This window comes from Alteromonas sp. RW2A1 (assembly GCF_001886475.1).
In the GTDB taxonomy this organism is placed as follows: domain Bacteria; phylum Pseudomonadota; class Gammaproteobacteria; order Enterobacterales; family Alteromonadaceae; genus Alteromonas; species Alteromonas hispanica.
This window is the reverse complement of sequence record NZ_CP018031.1, coordinates 821,581-839,305: the sequence shown is the minus strand read 5'-3', so window position 1 is coordinate 839,305 and position 17,725 is coordinate 821,581. Positions and strand designations below refer to the sequence as shown.

The following is a 17,725-nucleotide window of genomic DNA, read 5'->3' as shown; positions in this document are numbered from 1 at the left end:
ATAAATATAAGACGTAGATGAAACCATCTTTACAGTTAAAATTTAGTCAACAACTAACAATGACTCCCCAGCTGCAGCAAGCTATTAAGCTGCTTCAGCTGTCTACACTCGACCTTCAGCAAGAGATACAGGAGGCGTTAGACTCAAACCCTCTTTTAGAAGTTGAAGAAGGTAGCGACGAGCCTCAAGCTGAAAAAAACAACATCGATAATGATGATAGCGCTGGCGAGGCCACTGCTTCGGCATCTAGCGACACTATCGAATCTGGTGATGCTCTAGAAAAAAACGACCTTCCTGATGAACTGCCCATCGATAGTACGTGGGACGAATATTATTCTGCATCTTCCGCACCTGCCCCCGGCCCATCAAACAACGATGATGACCAAATTTTCCAGGGTGAAACCACAGAAGATATTCAAGCCCATTTATTATGGCAAATGCGTCTCACTCCTTTCTCTGATACCGACAGAGCGATTGCCATTGCCATTATCGACTCTATTGATGAATCGGGTTACCTCACGGCAACGTTAGACGAAATATTAGAAGCCGTTAATTTTGAAGATATTGAAACCGAAAATGTTGAAGAAGAGATAGAGTTAGACGAAGTGGAGTGCGTGCTAAAACGTATTCAAATGTTCGATCCCATTGGCTCTGGTTCGCGCACTCCACAGGAGTGTCTGATGGTTCAACTTCGTCAGTTTGCCGACGATACCCCTTGGTTGGAAGAGGCAAAAAGACTGATAGAGGACTATTCGGATTTGCTTAGCAGCAAAGACTACAGAACCTTAATGCGTAAGAGTCGTTTGAAAGAAGACGAACTTCGCGAGGCAATGCGTTTGCTTCAAACCTTGAATCCTCGCCCAGGTAGTGCTTTAGTTACTAAAGAGCCTGAGTATGTTATCCCCGATGTATCGGTAGCAAAGAAAAACGGTCGCTGGACTGTAGAACTGAATCCAGACAGCTTACCTAAACTGGGTGTAAACCAGCAGTATGCAGCGATGAGTAGAAAAGCGAAAAATAGTAGCGATTCACAGTTCATACGCTCTCATATGCAAGAAGCCAAATGGTTTATAAAAAGCTTAGAGTCGAGAAACGATACATTAATGAAAGTGGCTAACTGTATTGTTCAGCAACAAATGGGATTTTTTGAGCACGGCCCCGAAATGATGAAACCAATGGTTCTCAATGATGTCGCAGAAATGGTAGACATGCATGAATCGACAATTTCACGGGTTACTACTCAAAAATACATGCATACTCCACGAGGAATTTACGAGTTAAAATATTTTTTCTCCAGCCACGTGGCAACGGAATCAGGCGGCGAGTGTTCATCTACCGCTATCCGTGCGTTAATAAAGAAATTGGTTGCAGCAGAAACGCCTAGCAAACCATTAAGCGATAGCAAGATTGCTTTATTGTTGGCAGAGCAAGGCATAAAAGTCGCTCGGCGGACAATAGCAAAATACCGGGAGTCTTTATCGATACCCCCGTCTAACCAACGCAAAAGCCTTATTTAAAGGCGCTATATTAAAAGGAAGACGAAATATGCAAATCAACCTAACTGGTCATCATGTCGAAATCACCGACTCTTTGCGTAATTATGTCGATACGAAGTTCAGCAAACTTGAGCGGCACTTTGATCACATTTCTAATGTCCATGTCATCCTCAACGTAGAAAAAATAAATCAAAAAGCCGAAGCCACTATGCACCTTAGCGGTGCTGAAGTGTTTGCATCCTCAGAAAATACTGATATGTATGCAGCGATTGACAGCATGGTGGATAAGCTCGACCGGCAGGTAATCAAGCATAAGGAAAAACTGAAAAAACATTAATAGATAATTAAGCATGGACATTAAAGCCATCGTAAGCCTGGACCGCACCGAGTGTGCGGTTCAGTGCAATAGTAAGAAACGAATCTTAGAAATTATTTCTGATATAGCAGCGCAGGGTAATGAGAATATAGATCAAGTCACTGTGCTAAACAGTTTACTGGCTCGGGAGCGAGTAGGCAGTACAGGAATAGGCAACGGCATTGCGCTTCCACACGGCCGCTTGGCAGGATTAGAGCAAGTAATGGCGATTGTTGTAACCTGTATACCTGCAATCAACTTCGATGCTATTGATGAAAAGCCTGTCGACATATTTTTTGCGTTACTGGTACCTGAAGAACAAACTCAAGGCCATTTGCAAACGCTGGCTACTGTTGCAGGTAAACTTAATGATAAAGATACGGTGAAAGCCATACGCAGAGCCAAAACGAACGAAGATATCATCTCTGCTCTTGGCGTATAAATTGACGCAGCACGGAGAAGCATCGCGCTCTTTGTTGCTGCTCTTTTCTGGAATATGCGCTTAATTGAAAAATCATTTTTGAATTAGCTTTTGGCACATAAAAAAATTTTAGGGAGAATTATCGGTGAAGCTGATTATTATCAGTGGTCGTTCTGGCTCAGGGAAGTCAGTTGCGCTTAGGGCCCTAGAAGATTTGGGTTATTACTGCGTAGATAATATTCCCGTAAACCTGCTACCTACCCTCACCCACACGGTAGTAGACGAATATGAGCAGGTAGCCGTAAGCATAGATGTGCGAAACCTGCCTAAAAACCCTAACGATTTGGTAGAGATTTTAGACTACCTGCCCTCTTCCTGGTCTATGACCATCGTTTATATTGATGCCAGTGACGATGTGCTGGTGAAGCGTTTTAGCGAAACCCGTCGACTGCACCCTCTCGCTAAACTCAACAAGTCACTGTCGGAAGCTATAAAGGCAGAATCTAACTTACTTGCACCAATTGTTGAGCGCGCAGATCTGTATTTAGACACTGATAAATTAACGATTCACCAGCTTGCTGAAATTATTCGCGAGCGTATTTTAGGGAAGAAGAGCTCCCGTCTCGTTCTGGTATTCGAGTCTTTTGGATTTAAACACGGTATTCCTAAAGATGCCGACTATGTGTTTGATGCCCGTTTCCTTCCCAATCCTCATTGGGAGCCAGATCTTCGGCACCTAACCGGTGTCGATGCTCCGGTAGAGGTATTCCTTGGCTCACAACCCGTTGTAACCAAGTTTGTATGGCAAATACAAAATTTAATTACCACTTGGCTTCCTCACCTGGAAAGAAACAACCGAAGCTATGTCACGGTTGCTATAGGCTGTACCGGCGGTCAGCACCGTTCGGTTTATATTGCTCAAACGTTGTCAAAAACATTCAGCGAAATTCATCCCGACGTGCAAATACGTCATAGAGAATTAAATTAACAACCTGCGCATTAAGTAGAGAGCTAGACAAACTGTGACTATCGAAAAAACGCTAACAATCGTCAATAAACTTGGTCTGCATGCAAGAGCAGCAACTCAATTGGTACAGTTAGCAAATCAATTTGACGCAAAAATCATTCTCGAAAAAGGTGACAAACAAGCCGATGCTAGCAGCGTACTTGGCCTTATGATGCTAGAAAGCCATCAGGGTGAGCAGGTAAACGTGATTGTTGAGGGCAATGACGCTGAAGCCGCTCTGGCGGCCATTGAAAAGCTCATAGAGGGTCGATTTAACGAAGACGAATAACACTTTCCTGCTTTGTGCTTTTCTTGCTTAAATTTTTACAGCTGCTGTTATTATCGCCAAGCGCGTAAAAACGTATTTCAAATCAACGTATTTGTCATGACACCAACAGGGTAAGTACGCTATTCTATTAACACGCAACATAGTCTCTGTGTAGCCACCAAATTAGGTTTTCTTCGGGCATCTAGTAAGTTAGGAATTGCTCTTCATGGCAGAAGCTCTCGTTTCTAAATATGTACAAACTCAGCTGAGAACGCTTAACAACGCATTAAGCAACGGTCAGTTCGTGTCTGTAAGAAAGCTATTATTAGAGCTTCCCCCTTCCGATGTTGCCCATATTCTCGAGTCTAGCCCTAGTCGTACCCGCGACGAACTTTGGGAGTTAATCGATAGCGATTTTCACGGCGACATAATAGAAGAACTCTCCGATGATGTGCGTAATGGCATAATCACAAAAATGCTGCCGGCCAATGTGGTTGATGCGCTTGAGGAAATGGACACCGATGATTTAGCAGAGACGCTCAGTAGCTTACCTGAAACCGTTTTGCTCGACATTCTTGACTCGATGGACGCTCAAGACCGTTTGCGAGCCGAGCAAGCGTTGTCTTACGGTGAAGAGACCGCCGGGTTCATTATGAACACCGACACCATTACGTTGCGCCCAGATGTCACCATTGACGTTGTACTCAGGTACATTCGCCTGAAAGGGGAGCTTCCAGAAAATACCGATACCTTTTACGTGGTTAATCGAACCGATAATCTGGTGGGTATTGTCCCGGTTACTCGGCTATTAACCGCTGATACCAGCGACAAAGTATCGGACGTCATGGATGAGGAATCAGAAGCTATTCCAGTCAACATGCCAGATGATGAAGTAGCGAGTTTATTCGAACGCTACAATTGGCTTTCAGCCCCCGTTGTTGACGAAAAAAATCGTCTCGTGGGACGTATAACCATTGATGACGTTGTAGATATTATTCGTGAAGACGCAGAGCACTCTATGATGAGCATGGCCGGTCTTGACGACGACGAAGATACCTTTGCCCCTGTTATGCAAAGTACAAAAAGACGTTCGGTATGGTTAGCGGTAAATTTAGCCACAGCACTTTTGGCTGCCATGGTGAGCGACCTCTTCGAAGCGACACTAAGCGCCTTAGCAGTATTAGCCATACTCAATACCATCGTGCCCAGTATGGGGGGCGTGGCAGGAAACCAAACCTTAACGCTAGTTATACGCGGTATGGCCCTTGGCCATGTGAACGCCAGTAACTCACGCTGGTTAATAAGCAAAGAAATTGCCATTGGTGTGCTCAACGGCGTTATTTGGGCCGTGCTGATAGCTTCAGTAATTGCTCTGTGGAAACAAGATTACATGCTTGGGGTTATTATTGCGTTTGCTATGCTCGTTAACATGATAGCCGCCGCACTCGCTGGTGCTACTTTACCATTGGTAATGAAGCGCTTGAAGATAGACCCCGCTCTCGCCGGAAGCGTCATTTTAACCACCATTACAGATGTCGTGGGTATCTTTGCATTCTTGGGCACCGCAACCCTGTTTTTAATCTAGCCGCCCTATTTAAACGCCAATCGCCTCCCCCATCTGTTTCACATGGAGATATTTATGAAGGAAACATTATTCACTGTTTGCTTGCTCTTTACACAGTCGCTTATGGCTACCGGTGTTAATTACACGTCAACACCTATTCATATCGATGGCGTCTCTGAGAGCGCCTGGAACAATGCAACTTGGCATCCTATGCCCTATTTAATGGATGGAAGTCTTCCCTCTTCAGAGGCAGATTTTAACGGTCGCTATCGTTTATTATGGGATGAGAACTTTCTGTATTTGCAGGCAAATATTAGTGATGATGTGCTCGTTGATACCCAACCTAACCCAACAGTGAAATATTGGGACGACGATGCTCTTGAAGTGTTTATAGACAGCGACGCTTCTGGTGGTAATCATCAGTTTAACCACACTGCCTTTGCATACCATATTGGTCTAGATAACCAAGCGGCCGATTATGGGCCTGACAAAAAGGCGCATCTTTACACCGAACACTTGATTAGTCGGTGGCAGCGATCTGCGCAAGCGCCGTTTGACATTACCTGGGAAGTGGCGATAAAGCTCTATCCAAATAGCTATCAAGAAAACGGTGAAAATGTCCCTCTTACTCTGAGCGAAAAACAAGTTATTGGGTTTATGCTGGCCTACTGCGACAACGATGGTAGTGAAGTGCGCGAGCACTTTATGGGTTCACATGAAATAGAACCTGTAAAAGGTGATAAAAATCGCGGATATATTGATGCTGATGTATTTGGTGAAATTAAACTGCTGCCCAAAAGGTAACTTTTTATGGCTATTTGCATTCTAAGGTTGGAAATCAGCTTTTCTGTCAAAGTAATGAGGAAGCGCTGCTGGTTGGAATCTAAAGTATGAGGGGCGGCATTGTACGTGAAGCGGACCTTGGAGCAATGAACTTTCCATCTCAAAGACCAGTAGACTAACAACAAAACTATCTGCAATCTGGGCTACCAATCCCTGGCAAGGACGCCATTGTTAGCCATTAACATGCATACCTATAAACGACATCGGCCAGAGCAAACATTGCTATACCAATTGGTTGAGCAATATTATCCAGATTTTCTGGAGTACCTTTCCCATCAAGGAAAGACATTACCACTTCATGTAGATAAAGAGTTTGCAGAATTTCTAAAGTGTGGTCGGTTTGAGCATGGATTTCTCAGAGTCGTGTGTGACGACTGCAAACATGAGAAGCTGGTCGCGTTCAGTTGCAAACGTAGGGGCTTCTGCCCTATTTGCGGGGCAAGACGGATGGCAGAGAGTGCGAAGTTACTGGTTGACGACGTTCTTAACGGCTATCCCATACGTCAGTGGGTGTTGAGTCTACCTATCCCATTGAGGCTGCTACTTGCCAGATATCCCAAAGAGCTCAGCAAAGTCATGCAAATCATCCATCGCACGATTTCAACTGACATCATCCATCGAACAGGTTACTTGAAAAAGCAAGCCAAGACGGGTGCAGTAACGTACATTCAGCGTTTTGGAAGTGCGCTAAACTTGAATATACACTTCCATATGCTCTTCCTCGAGGGCGTTATTACAGAAGAGCGAGGGCAAACCAAATTCAAGCTCGTCAAAGCGCCGAGCCATAGCGATATGGAACAGATAGTTGACAACATCAGCCACCGCATTGCGGCCTATTTAGAGAAGGCCGGGCTCATTCAGCGTGATATGGACAATGCTTTTCTCGATTTTCCCATGGATGATGAAAATAGCTTATTGCCCTTGCAAGCGGCCTCGGTTAGTTATCGTATTGCTTGGGGCCAGATATGGGCAAAAAAGTATTTACCTTACAAACCTTGCCCGCCAAAGACAAACAACACTACGGACAATTAGCCCAGATAGGCGGTTTCAGTTTACATGCTGGCGTATTCGCAGACGGTCACCAAACCGATAAATTGGAACGCCTGTGCAGATACATCTCAAGACCAGCCATAAGTGAACAACGATTGAATCTTACAGATTCAGGTAAGGTGAGGTATAAACTAAAGACCCCTTACAATGACGGAACGACCCTCGTGTTCTTCTCTCCACGGAATTTTCTCGGCAAACTCGTTGCTTTGATACCACCACCTCGACTTAACCTCACGAGGTTTTATGGGGTATTTGCTCCCAATGCTATAGTTCGTGCCGAGGTGACTGCTTCACAACGTGGTAAGAATAGTCCTCGTTTAGCAGAACACCTGAAAGATTCAGAAAAGCCGTATCATTCCCGCAATATGTCTTGGTAATCCGGTCACCGGCGCAAAGACTGAAACGCGTATTCAACATCGACATTACCCAATGCGAGGTTTGCGAAAAATTTAACGTAAAGGTCATTGCTTGCATAACTGACGCGATCATTATCAATAAAATCTTGTCATATTTGGACAAGCACAATTTACCGGAAGCGAGCAATAATCCCCGTACGCCGCCACTTCGTGCGCCACCAAGCATTGACGCATTCTGCGACTATACCATTCAACGTGACTTCGACTTTAGTGCATGAACCACAAAAACCTACCATTACTTAAACACGCAAATTGTTGGGGTGAGGGCTTTCACATATCTTATTGCAGATTTCAGTACCAAAGACCAGTTAACTTGCCTGTCTTGATGACAACTACTCCACTGATTTCTGAAAAGTACCCGTTTGACACACGTTCAACTAGCCTTAAATACATCTGACACGGTGGGTAGTACATAGCGTTAATATTTCTTATACACACAAGCTGTCCTGACCATTCAGGCTAACACATCCGGCTTCCTTGCCGTGAGGATGCGCTCTGCGATGCAGATGTAAATCTGTTAGGTGCCTTGTTGGTAGCTCTGCCAGGCTTGCATTGAACCAATAAAAACATCCACGTTTTCAAAACCCTGTGCCAGCAGATAACTGGCTGCTACGGTGGCGCGCTTACCGCTGCCACAGGCCAGTGTATAATGGCGGGATTTATCGAGTTGGTGGCACATTTCCGGCAGATAGCCTAAGTAGATATGCTTTGCCTGGTCAAATTCGTTGTTTTCAACCTCTTCCTGTTTGCGAACATCCAGCAGTTGCCAGTTAGCACGTGGTGCTCTAATGCGCTCATCAACCTTATCTGCAGTAACGGCGTTCACCTGCTGACGATGGTAAGCCTCAATGGTATCTGGCTTTGGTACCATGGTCAGATAACCACTAATCTGCTGGTAGCCCATCCGCCACAGCTGTTCGGAGCTTTCGGTTGCCTGTTGATGGGAATCTGCCACCAGTGCGATAGGTGTGGAGTAGTCCAGAAACCAACCACCATAAGCGCTGAGTAAGCCGCCCGGCAAATTAAGACTGCCGGGATAGTGACAGTCTCGAAACTGGGCATGACTTCTTACATCAATGAGCACGCCGGGACGTTCTGCGCTTTTCTGCCAGGCTGACTGAGCATCCTGTGCCAGCTTCTGGCACGCCACTGGCGGTAAAGGCGTATCCATCCCGGTAACGTTAGACTGCTCCATTTTGCTAAAGTAGGGAGCAATATAATGATTCTCTTTTAACTTACGCTCTATAAAGGCTTTTTTAGAGGTACATTGATAGCCCGGGTTTTGCCGTTTCTCAATGCCTATGGTGGTAAACTCACGTTCTGCCATGCCTGAGCCACACACCGACCCTGCGCCATGAGCCGGGTACACAATAATGTCATCACCCAGGTTGGCCAGCGTTTGTAGGCTGTCATAAAGCTGGCCAGCCATTTTTTCCATTTCCTCGGGGTAGAAGTCTGTGCGACCGACTTCACTGACAAATAAGGTATCGCCGGTAAATACGCCGATAGGCTGACCGTCCTGTTCGTTGTCGATAGCCAACACACAAATACTGTCTTTAGTATGGCCGGGCGTTGCAATAACTTCGAGTGTCCATTTGCCAATCTCAAATTTATCGCCATTACCGGCCTTGCGGGCATATTCGATAGGCTCGTCAGCGTATTTACCATGGTAAATATCAGCACCGGTCTGGTTGGCCAGCGCTACCGCGCCAGAGATAAAGTCTTCATTGCGGTGGGTTTCGATGATGGTGGTGATCCGGCATTCATGCTTTCCGGCAAGGGTGAGATAATGCTGCGTATCTAACTGAGGATCAATCACACAGGCTTCACCATCGCTGCCAATCAGGTAGGAAAGGTGCGCAATGCCCGGTGTTTTAACAGATTCTACAAACATAGGTTAGCTCCACTTTGGGGTTGTGCCGCGCACAACGTGAATGTATTCACTTCACCCTAAGCTTTCAAATGTCACGCCGAATAAAAAGTTTATATAAAACAAGTAGTTACATTTTCTACCCACAAGGCTTCCCAGTAAATTAAGAAATATTCACTTAATCCTATGTAAAATTTACATGCTATTGCGGGATAAGCGTGCCCGTTGCAGACGCTGTTTGAGGTATTGCAGTCTGGGAAGCAAAATCAGCAAGGCTATTGCCCAGTAAATTAACGGTTCCTGCAGGCCGGTTTTGCGAGACCAGCTAAAGTGTAACAGGGCCAGTAAAACAACCAGGTAAATGGTGTTATGCAGGGATTGCCAGCGATTGGCGCAAAGCAGAAGTAGCTGTTCAATAATCTGTTGCGTCCGCAACTTGTCTTTAACTGCCCTTGGCTAACCAACAAATTCCCAACCAAGTTTTGCACAAAACGGAATTTTCGCCATTTTACATAATTTTCAATTTCCAACCTTAGAATGCAAATAGCCCTTTTTATTTCCGCCGGTTTGTAGCCCTCTTCTTTGCTCAGTATTTTGCTTGGTATTTAGCGCAGTGTTTAGCGCAGTATCTAGCGACACAAAAAAACCGCTGTATTGAAAATACAGCGGTTTTTTGAATATTTAAACCTAATCTTTTAGTAAGGATTACTTAATAACTTTAAGCGTAGGCTTACCTTTCTTTGGCGGTACAGGTGCATCACTAGCACCTACATCGTCAGCGTCGCTTAACGATGTTGGCCCTGTTTGCTCAACTTCGGTAGATTCAGACTCAGGCGCGTCTGAACGCGCTATGTCTTCCTCTGTAGCGAACACTGTACCTGCGCCATTTTCACGTGCATATATGGCTATGACAGCCTCACAAGGCATGCTTAAACGACGAGGTTGCCCACCAAAACGTGCCTGAAACGATAAACCGTTTACATCGAGGTTAAAACCTACGCATGCACTCGGCGAAACATTCAGAACAATTTGTCCATCTTTGACAAACTCTTGCGGTACCTCAACTAACTCGTTAGTTGCGTCTACCACAACGTAGGGTGTCATATCGTTATCTACTATCCATTCATAAAAAGCCCTAAGCAGATAGGGCTGGTTCGACGTCATAGATGTCATAATGGATTGTGGATCTCACGCTCTTGATCAGTCAGTGATGCTTTGAACGAGCTACGAGAGAAGATACGGTTCATGTATGTGTTGATTTCTTTACTTCCTGCGCCATTTAGCTCAATGCCAAGAGCAGGTAAACGCCACAATAGTGGTGCTAGATAGCAGTCTACAAGGCTAAACTCTTCGCTCATGAAGTAAGGCATTTCAGCAAAAACGGGTGCCAAAGAAAGTATAGCTTCGCGAAGTTCATTGCGAGAAGCTTCCACGTCACCTTCACCTCGGAAAACCCGAGCTGCAAGTGAATACCAGTCTTGCTCTATACGGTGCATCATCAATCGGCTTGTACCGCGTGAAACTGGGTATACAGGCATCAATGGTGGATGCGGAAAGCGCTCATCAAGGTATTCCATGATGATGTGAGACTTGTAAAGTACGAGTTCACGATCAACAAGAGTTGGTACCGTACCGTATGGGTTTAACTCCAACAGATCTTCAGACAAGTTACTAGGATCTGTGTAGCTGATCTCAACACCCACACCTTTTTCTGCCAACACAATACGAACCTGGTGGCTATAAATATCAATTGTGTCAGAGAACAACGTCATAATAGAACGTTTATTCGCGGCTACGGCCATTCAATTTCCTCCGTCGAGAAACAAGTTAAAGCTCACTGTTAACATGAGCGAATTACAAATGCCAAAAAAGGGGGCGAGATGCCCCCTTTTGGTATTATACATAAAACTGTGCGATTAGTGCACTTCTCGCCAGTATTCTTTCTTAAGTAAGTACACAAATACAAACAATACAGCAATGAAGATTAATACCCACTTACCAATTTTGTGTGACTCAAGTTTAGATGGCTCACCGGTGTACTCTAAGAAGTTCACGATATCGGCAACTGCTTGGTCGTATTCATCAGGAGACATTGAACCTGTGCCGTCTGACTTAATACCCACATAGCGTTTTACCATTTCACCATCAACCATCTGCTCCTCGTAGGTACGCGTTGGCGTACCTTGAAGAGGCTGCAGCACATGCGGCATACCCACTTCAGGGAACACGGTGTTGTTCACACCGAATGGACGACTTTCGTCAACATAAAAAGAGCGCAAGTACGTGTAAATCCAGTCTTCACCACGAACACGTGCTACAAGAGTAAGATCGGGCGGAGCCGCACCGAACCATTGGGCTGATGCATCTTCAGGCATAGCGCGAGTCATATAGTCTGAAACTTTATCACCCGTGAACTGCAGATACTCTTCGCCAAGCTCATCAGGAATACCTAAATCGTTAAACGAACGCTGATAGCGTTGATATTTCATTGAGTGACAGCCTGAACAAAAGTTCATGAACAACTGTGCACCGCGCTGCAACGACGCCTTATCTGACAAATCAATCGGCGCTTCGTCTAGGTGCACATTCCCACCTGCTGCTAACGCAACACCAGGTAGGAAAAATGCTAAAAAGCACATCATCTTTTTCATTTAGGAATCCTCTCTGGCACAGGTTTGGTATTTTCGTTTTTGCTGTACAAGAACAATGCAATGAAGAAACCAAAGTACATAACGGTTGCTACTTGAGATGCAATAATTTTCCAGTTCTCTTGTGGTGTACCACCTAGGTAGCCCAAGAAGATGAACACAATTGCAAATACAATCAGGTTCACTTTGTGAAGGCCACAGCGATAGCGCCATGATTTAACGCGACCTCTGTCTACCCAAGGCATTGCGAATAATGCTGCAATAGCACCAAACATGGCAAGTACACCGAATAGCTTGTCTGGAACAGCTTTCAGAATTGCGTAGAACGGAGTGAAGTACCAAACAGGGAAAATATACTCAGGTGTCTTCAGCGGGTTAGCAATTTCAAAATTTGGATGCTCCAAGAACTTACCACCCATTTCTGGTGCAAAGAATAAAACGTATGTAAACAATGCGAGGAACACACAGAACGCCACAAGGTCTTTGAGAACAATGTGCGGGAAGAACGGCAATACGTCGTCAGCAATATCATACTTGCTTGTGTAGTACTCGTGAATTTCATACTTAGTCTTTTCAGACTCTGGCAACGAGCCCTTCTTGTGCTTTATTGCCACACCGTCAGGGTTGTTTGAGCCCACTTCGTGAAGTGCAATGATATGAAGAAATACAAGAATTACGATAACTAATGGCAATGCAATTACGTGTAGTGCGAAGAAACGGTTAAGCGTAGCACCAGAAATAACGTAGTCACCCTGTAGCCATATTACCAAGTCTGGACCTACTACCGGAATAGCACCAAATAGTGAAACGATAACCTGCGCCCCCCAGTAAGACATCTGTCCCCATGGTAGCACGTAGCCCATGAAAGCCTCAGCCATAAGTGCTAGGTAGATAAACATACCGAACACCCATAAAAGCTCACGAGGCTTTTGATAAGAACCATAAATCATGCCGCGGAACATGTGCATATACACAACAATAAAGAACGCCGACGCGCCTGTACTGTGCATGTAACGAATGACCCAACCGTAGTCGATTTCGCGCATGATGTATTCAACAGAAGCGAAAGCGCCCTCTGCTGATGGTACAAAATTCATGGTTAGCCAAATACCAGTAATTATTTGGTTTACCAAAACAATTGTTGCTAAAAACCCGAACACATACCAAAAATTCATGTTCTTTGGCGCTGGGTATTGAATGGCGTGCATATTTGCAACGCGTCCCACTGGGAGACGGTCTTCAATCCAACCTAGAAAAGCATTCATATCATTAAGCCTCCGCTTCTGAACCAATGATGACATTTGTATCATCAACGAACTGATAAGGCGGCACTACTAGGTTTAATGGTGCCGGTACGTTTTGAAATACACGTCCTGCCATATCAAACTTAGAACCGTGGCACGGGCAGAAGAAGCCTTCAGGTACACCTTCAACGTACTCTGCAAACGCACCATCTTTTAGATGCTGTGGAGAGCATCCAAGGTGAGTACAAATACCTACTAATATTAGGTACTCTTCTTTCAACGAGCGGAAGCGGTTTTGCGCAAACGCTGGCTGCTGCTCTGCTTCTGAGTTTGGATCCTTAAGCTGATCTTCGTGCCCACCTAGCGCCTCTAATAGCTCAGGGGTACGGCGTACAATCCATACAGGCTTGCTTCGCCACATAACACGTACTAACTGTCCAGGCTCAATCCCGCTGATATCAACTTCAACGTCAGCACCAGCAGCTTTCGCTTTGGCACTCGGATTCCAGGACGCAATAAAAGGCACTGCAGCACCAACGACACCTACACCACCAACAACCGACGTGGCAACGGTCAAAAACCGACGACGAGTGTTGTTTTCAGGCTGATTTTCGTTTTGTGCAGACTTTGTTGCATCTACAGATACATTGCTCATCCACATTTCTCCAGGTTTGGATAATTATGATGCCATCTTACAGGCTTATACTGGTTTTATCTCGCCTGTATTACCGCATCATATGGCTTGTCGTGATAGCGAAAGCACAGTTTTTAGCAACTGATTGGCGAAACCACGAAAGTTATTAAATTTTTCGATTGCAAATGATAAAAGAAAAGCCCTTATAAACACAAGGTTTTACTGGAATTTAGACATAAATTTAATTCTCCGTTTTCTTAAGTAAGACGTCTCATAGTCGCCTAAAATCAGAGCATTGGTTACCTTTGAGGTTGAAAACAGAATGAAATTAAACCTTTTTTATCTTGGGCAGTGTTTAAAGCACTTTTTGTCGAGCAATATCGAGTAGGGTGAGGCTTGCGCCTCATCCCTCTCACAGAACCGTACGTACGGGCCTCGTATACGGCTCCTGCATACTTCATATCACTTGCTAACACTGATTCCTGAAAAGTACCCATTTGACACACGTGCAACTGGCCTTAAATACAGCTGACACAGTGGGTAGTACATAGCGTTAATATTTCTTATACTCCGCGAGTGCATTTACTGAAGTTATCATCGTGGATGAAAATCTTGCACCTTTCGTGGATATCGAAGTGAAACAAGCAGGTGTTCCAGTTAACGTTATCGACCCAGACAACGGCACGGTCTCGTTAATCGCAACGGTTAACGATGTTAACAAAGATGATAGCCATAACATTGAGTGGTTCTCAACAGATAGTGCTTTTGCTGATCTAAATGGGGAGTTCGTCTATAGCTTCGAGCCAAACACACTTAATGAAGGTATTTATCAGTTAGATGTTATTGTTACTGAAAGTAATACACAAGAGCAGTTAACTACTTATCAATCTATTCAATTAGTGATTGAGAATGCTATCGATCTTTCTTCAATTATTGACAGTGATAATGACGGTACTGTTGATGCTGAGGAGGGGCTTGCTGATAGCGATGGTGATGGCATAGCGGATTACCTTGATAATGATGACAACACTAGCCGAATTCCTAGTAGTCAAAATAGTTATCCAATCGAAACTAATCCAGAGTTAACACTTGTCGTAGGTTCTTACGTGCAAGCGATAAATGGCTTAGAAAGTGAATATACTGCACTGACAGAAGAGGAAATTGCTGCAGTATTAAATGATGGCGACGCTGACATTATCGATGATGATTATCAAGCGTATTCACCACTATTTAATTTTATTTTAGAAGGTATCTTACGTCATGGAGAGTCTGCAGCGATAGTCATTCCATTATCGCAAGGGGAGAGCATTCCAGCAGATGCGGTATACCGAAAGTATAACTCTCGTGATGGTTGGTATGACTTTATTGAAGATGAACGTAATATTGTTCGTTCTGCGCCATTTAATAGTAATGGTACTTGTCCAGCAGCTCAGGACTCGAGTTATAGCCTGGGCTTAACCGTAGGTGATAACTGTATCGAGTTAACGATAGAAGATGGTGGCCCTAACGATGCTGACTTGTTAATTAATGGCAGCATTGAAGATCCGGGGGCTTTAAAAGTTAAGCCAACATCGATAAATCATGCACCGGAGATCAAGCTCTCAGATTATTCAACGCAAATTAAATCAGGTGAATCGATAGAGTTACAAGCAGTAGCAACCGACAGTGATGGAGACTCGCTAACTTATACCTGGAGTCAACTCAGCGGTGCAGCAGTTAGTTTTAGTAACACTAACTCAGCGACGGTGATGATTACAGCACCGATTTTAACTGCAGATGAGACGGTTGAAATAGAAGTAGTCGTAAGTGATGGACAGCTTTCATCTAATGCTGTCGCGACAGTCCTTATCAATAGGGAAGTAAAAGAAGTCGTTGAAAAAGAAAATGACAAAGCGTTAGAAAAAGATACTCAAAATAGTGGTGGCGCCGTTAACTGGCTGCTGTTACTCGGGCTTATGCTCATTTTATCTAAAAGAGCAAATATGCTTCGCTTACACAGTTTTATTAAATAGTTATCTCCGGGAGTCGTTCGGAATGAAGAGTTCAATAGTAAAGTCAAACACTAAAAGTCACCGTTTCATCTTAAAAAGCTCAGTAATTGCCATGCTGTGTGCAATATCGACATCGGCGATGGCAGAAAACACAAAGCTTGGCACTAACGCAGGTGCAGCGCTCACCTCCGGTGATGAAAACACCCTAATTGGTGTTGATGCAGGTGCCGCTTTAACTACCCAAGGCCAAAGTACTTTTGTTGGTCAAAGTGCTGGTGCAGCTAATACTACAGGCCAATTTAACAGCTTCTTCGGTTACCAAGCGGGTATGGCTAACACGATAGGCCACCACAATAGCTTTTTCGGTTATCAAGCAGGGAAGTCTAATATTAATGGAGCTAGTAACACTGCTATTGGTTATCAAGCAGGTACTGCTAGCACCACAGGGTTTGGTGGCACTTATATTGGTTCACGAGCAGGTTATGCAATAACAACCGAAAACAAAAATACTTTTATCGGCGAAGAAGCCGGTTATCAACACACAGGAGGTCAAGGTAATACGAGTATTGGTTATGGCTCCATGTACGACGCTCAAGGAGGTAATTATAATACGGCAATGGGAACAGGCGCAGGTTATAGTTTAGGAAAGCCAAACAGTATAGCAGGAGAGTTATATAACGGTTCACGAAATACAGTAATAGGAACGGCAGCTGGTGGTGATATTGGCGGTGGTAATGCTAATACCATGATTGGTGATAATGCCGGACCAAATACAGAAAGTGCCGATTTTAATACCTTTGTCGGTTTTCAAGCGGGATTTGATAATAACCGAACAAACTCAATCACTAACGCTAACCGTAATACCGCTTTAGGTGCCTATGCCGGATATACCAACCGTGAAGGTGAAGATAATATTTGGATCGGTACCTTGGCTGACTCAGCAGATTGGACATTTTATCATGATAATGAAGTCGAGTTTGTATCTACGCATGGTAGTGATTGGTATGTTACTTATAACGACTTAGACGGTACCGCACGGGCTAATAATAGTACTAATGTAAGCCGCACTACAGTATTAGGAAACCAAGCGACAGTTATTGCCAACGATGGTGTTGCTGTCGGTTATTCAAGTCGTATTGCGCAAGTAGGTTCAATTGCCATTGGTACCAATGCCACTAATGCTAATACCAACAGTATCGTCTTAGGTTATAACGGCACCAGCCATTCAGATAACGCTGTGTTATTAGGTAATAGCACCACTACTTTATGGTCAGCTCAAACTGATGCAACGACAACTTTAGGTAATGCGAGCTATCGTTTTACTGATGTCTTTTCGAATAAAGTCTCTGTTAATGCTGCAACCGGTAATGGCGCGCAAATTGATTTATTTGCCGATGCAGGCGCTGCCGACGACGATAAGTGGACAATAACTGCTGCCAATGGTGGCGATTTTGCTATTTCATCATTTTCGACTGGTTCAGATGTTAATTTATTGAGCATAGATAATACTGGTAACGCGACTATCGCAGGTAACTTATCGTTAAATTCAGATCGACGCTTAAAAACTGATATTCAGTCAATTAATGGCGCATTAGAGACTATAGATAAACTAGATGGTAAGCGATATCACTGGAAGCCTGAGTTACAAAAAGGCAATGAGCAACAAGTCGGTTTAATTGCGCAAGAAGTTGAAGCGGTTTTACCTGAATTGGTTAGCGAAAATGACAAAGGCATTAAGTCAGTTAACTATGTTGCACTTGTGCCTGTGTTAATTAATGCGGTAAAAGAGCAACAAGCACAAATTGCAGCGCAACAAAAACAAATTGAAGCGCTGATGAGGCTAGTACAAAAATAAATTTAATCTACTAAGAAATCGCTTCAATCTAATCCATCGCTAGAGCTAGAGTCAAAAACTAACG

General features: G+C 44.3%; 15 protein-coding genes and 1 pseudogene. 10 read left to right on the top strand and 6 right to left on the bottom strand.

Translation table 11 applies throughout. The features are described 5' to 3' along the window. The first annotated feature begins 17 nt into the window (after nt 1-17). The 8 genes and pseudogenes from BM528_RS03770 to BM528_RS19040 all read left to right on the top strand — a co-directional run bounded on the left by BM528_RS03770 (nt 18) and on the right by BM528_RS19040 (nt 7,637). Nucleotides 18-1,517 (top strand): RNA polymerase factor sigma-54, encoded by a 1,500-nt coding sequence (locus BM528_RS03770; RefSeq protein ID WP_071978726.1) that lies wholly within the window; start codon nt 18-20, stop codon nt 1,515-1,517. A 28-nt stretch (nt 1,518-1,545) separates the two neighbouring features. Next, entirely contained in the window at nt 1,546-1,833 is a 288-nt protein-coding gene (gene hpf / locus BM528_RS03765) for a ribosome hibernation promoting factor (RefSeq protein ID WP_032096336.1), read from the top strand. Between the two features lie 13 nt (nt 1,834-1,846). After that, nucleotides 1,847-2,293, top strand: coding sequence for a PTS sugar transporter subunit IIA (locus BM528_RS03760; protein ID WP_071978725.1), 447 nt, complete (start codon nt 1,847-1,849; stop codon nt 2,291-2,293). 124 nt (nt 2,294-2,417) lie between these two features. Continuing rightward, nucleotides 2,418-3,260 (top strand): RNase adapter RapZ, encoded by an 843-nt coding sequence (gene rapZ, locus BM528_RS03755; RefSeq protein ID WP_071978724.1) that lies wholly within the window; start codon nt 2,418-2,420, stop codon nt 3,258-3,260. A gap of 34 nt (nt 3,261-3,294) precedes the next feature. After that, nucleotides 3,295-3,567, top strand: coding sequence for an HPr family phosphocarrier protein (locus BM528_RS03750; RefSeq protein ID WP_071978723.1), 273 nt, complete (start codon nt 3,295-3,297; stop codon nt 3,565-3,567). Nucleotides 3,568-3,772: 205 nt separating this feature from the next. Beyond that, nucleotides 3,773-5,131 (top strand): magnesium transporter, encoded by a 1,359-nt coding sequence (mgtE, locus tag BM528_RS03745; protein WP_071978722.1) that lies wholly within the window; start codon nt 3,773-3,775, stop codon nt 5,129-5,131. A 54-nt stretch (nt 5,132-5,185) separates the two neighbouring features. Next, nucleotides 5,186-5,914 carry a CBM9 family sugar-binding protein gene (locus BM528_RS03740; RefSeq protein ID WP_071978721.1) on the top strand — a complete coding sequence of 243 codons (729 nt, stop codon included), beginning with the start codon at nt 5,186-5,188 and terminating at the stop codon, nt 5,912-5,914. 222 nt (nt 5,915-6,136) lie between these two features. Next, nucleotides 6,137-7,637: pseudogene (locus BM528_RS19040) on the top strand (transposase). A 299-nt stretch (nt 7,638-7,936) separates the two neighbouring features. On the opposite strand, the gene BM528_RS03730 reads toward BM528_RS19040, so the two are convergent. From BM528_RS03730 to petA, 6 genes are all read right to left on the bottom strand, one after another. Next, a complete protein-coding gene (locus tag BM528_RS03730) occupies nt 7,937-9,313 on the bottom strand; it encodes an MBL fold metallo-hydrolase (protein ID WP_071978720.1) in 1,377 nt (458 codons plus the stop codon). 681 nt (nt 9,314-9,994) lie between these two features. Continuing rightward, nucleotides 9,995-10,462 carry a ClpXP protease specificity-enhancing factor gene (locus BM528_RS03725; protein ID WP_083595192.1) on the bottom strand — a complete coding sequence of 156 codons (468 nt, stop codon included), beginning with the start codon at nt 10,460-10,462 and terminating at the stop codon, nt 9,995-9,997. Then, complete coding sequence (sspA, locus tag BM528_RS03720; protein ID WP_071978719.1) at nt 10,459-11,091, bottom strand: stringent starvation protein SspA; 633 nt, start codon at nt 11,089-11,091, stop codon at nt 10,459-10,461. The genes BM528_RS03725 and sspA overlap by 4 nt, the downstream gene beginning before the upstream one ends. 114 nt (nt 11,092-11,205) lie before the next feature. After that, nucleotides 11,206-11,940: a cytochrome c1 gene (locus BM528_RS03715; RefSeq protein WP_071978718.1), complete on the bottom strand. Its 735-nt coding sequence runs from the start codon at nt 11,938-11,940 to the stop codon at nt 11,206-11,208. Beyond that, complete coding sequence (locus BM528_RS03710; RefSeq protein WP_071978717.1) at nt 11,937-13,202, bottom strand: cytochrome b; 1,266 nt, start codon at nt 13,200-13,202, stop codon at nt 11,937-11,939. The genes BM528_RS03715 and BM528_RS03710 overlap by 4 nt, the downstream gene beginning before the upstream one ends. Before the next feature lie 4 nt (nt 13,203-13,206). After that, on the bottom strand, nt 13,207-13,836 hold the full coding sequence (gene petA, locus BM528_RS03705; RefSeq protein WP_071978716.1) for a ubiquinol-cytochrome c reductase iron-sulfur subunit: 630 nt from the start codon (nt 13,834-13,836) through the stop codon (nt 13,207-13,209). A gap of 578 nt (nt 13,837-14,414) precedes the next feature. Between petA and BM528_RS03700 the strand changes: the two genes are divergently transcribed. Both BM528_RS03700 and BM528_RS03695 read left to right on the top strand, forming a co-directional pair. Beyond that, a complete protein-coding gene (locus tag BM528_RS03700) occupies nt 14,415-15,827 on the top strand; it encodes a choice-of-anchor U domain-containing protein (RefSeq protein WP_071978715.1) in 1,413 nt (470 codons plus the stop codon). 22 nt (nt 15,828-15,849) lie between these two features. Continuing rightward, nucleotides 15,850-17,661: a tail fiber domain-containing protein gene (locus BM528_RS03695; RefSeq protein WP_071978714.1), complete on the top strand. Its 1,812-nt coding sequence runs from the start codon at nt 15,850-15,852 to the stop codon at nt 17,659-17,661. Nucleotides 17,662-17,725: the final 64 nt, after the last annotated feature.

What these genes read in the sequence shown, in the direction of transcription:
- BM528_RS03760 (WP_071978725.1), top strand. Translation starts at nt 1,847, where the DNA reads ATGGACATTAAAGCCATCGTAAGCCTGGACCGCACCGAGTGTGCGGTT.
- hpf (WP_032096336.1), top strand. Translation starts at nt 1,546, where the DNA reads ATGCAAATCAACCTAACTGGTCATCATGTCGAAATCACCGACTCTTTG.
- BM528_RS03695 (WP_071978714.1), top strand. Translation starts at nt 15,850, where the DNA reads ATGAAGAGTTCAATAGTAAAGTCAAACACTAAAAGTCACCGTTTCATC.
- mgtE (WP_071978722.1), top strand. Translation starts at nt 3,773, where the DNA reads ATGGCAGAAGCTCTCGTTTCTAAATATGTACAAACTCAGCTGAGAACG.
- BM528_RS03715 (WP_071978718.1), bottom strand. Translation starts at nt 11,940, where the DNA reads ATGAAAAAGATGATGTGCTTTTTAGCATTTTTCCTACCTGGTGTTGCG.
- BM528_RS03740 (WP_071978721.1), top strand. Translation starts at nt 5,186, where the DNA reads ATGAAGGAAACATTATTCACTGTTTGCTTGCTCTTTACACAGTCGCTT.
- BM528_RS03770 (WP_071978726.1), top strand. Translation starts at nt 18, where the DNA reads ATGAAACCATCTTTACAGTTAAAATTTAGTCAACAACTAACAATGACT.
- BM528_RS03710 (WP_071978717.1), bottom strand. Translation starts at nt 13,202, where the DNA reads ATGAATGCTTTTCTAGGTTGGATTGAAGACCGTCTCCCAGTGGGACGC.
- BM528_RS03730 (WP_071978720.1), bottom strand. Translation starts at nt 9,313, where the DNA reads ATGTTTGTAGAATCTGTTAAAACACCGGGCATTGCGCACCTTTCCTAC.
- BM528_RS03725 (WP_083595192.1), bottom strand. Translation starts at nt 10,462, where the DNA reads ATGACATCTATGACGTCGAACCAGCCCTATCTGCTTAGGGCTTTTTAT.
- petA (WP_071978716.1), bottom strand. Translation starts at nt 13,836, where the DNA reads ATGAGCAATGTATCTGTAGATGCAACAAAGTCTGCACAAAACGAAAAT.
- sspA (WP_071978719.1), bottom strand. Translation starts at nt 11,091, where the DNA reads ATGGCCGTAGCCGCGAATAAACGTTCTATTATGACGTTGTTCTCTGAC.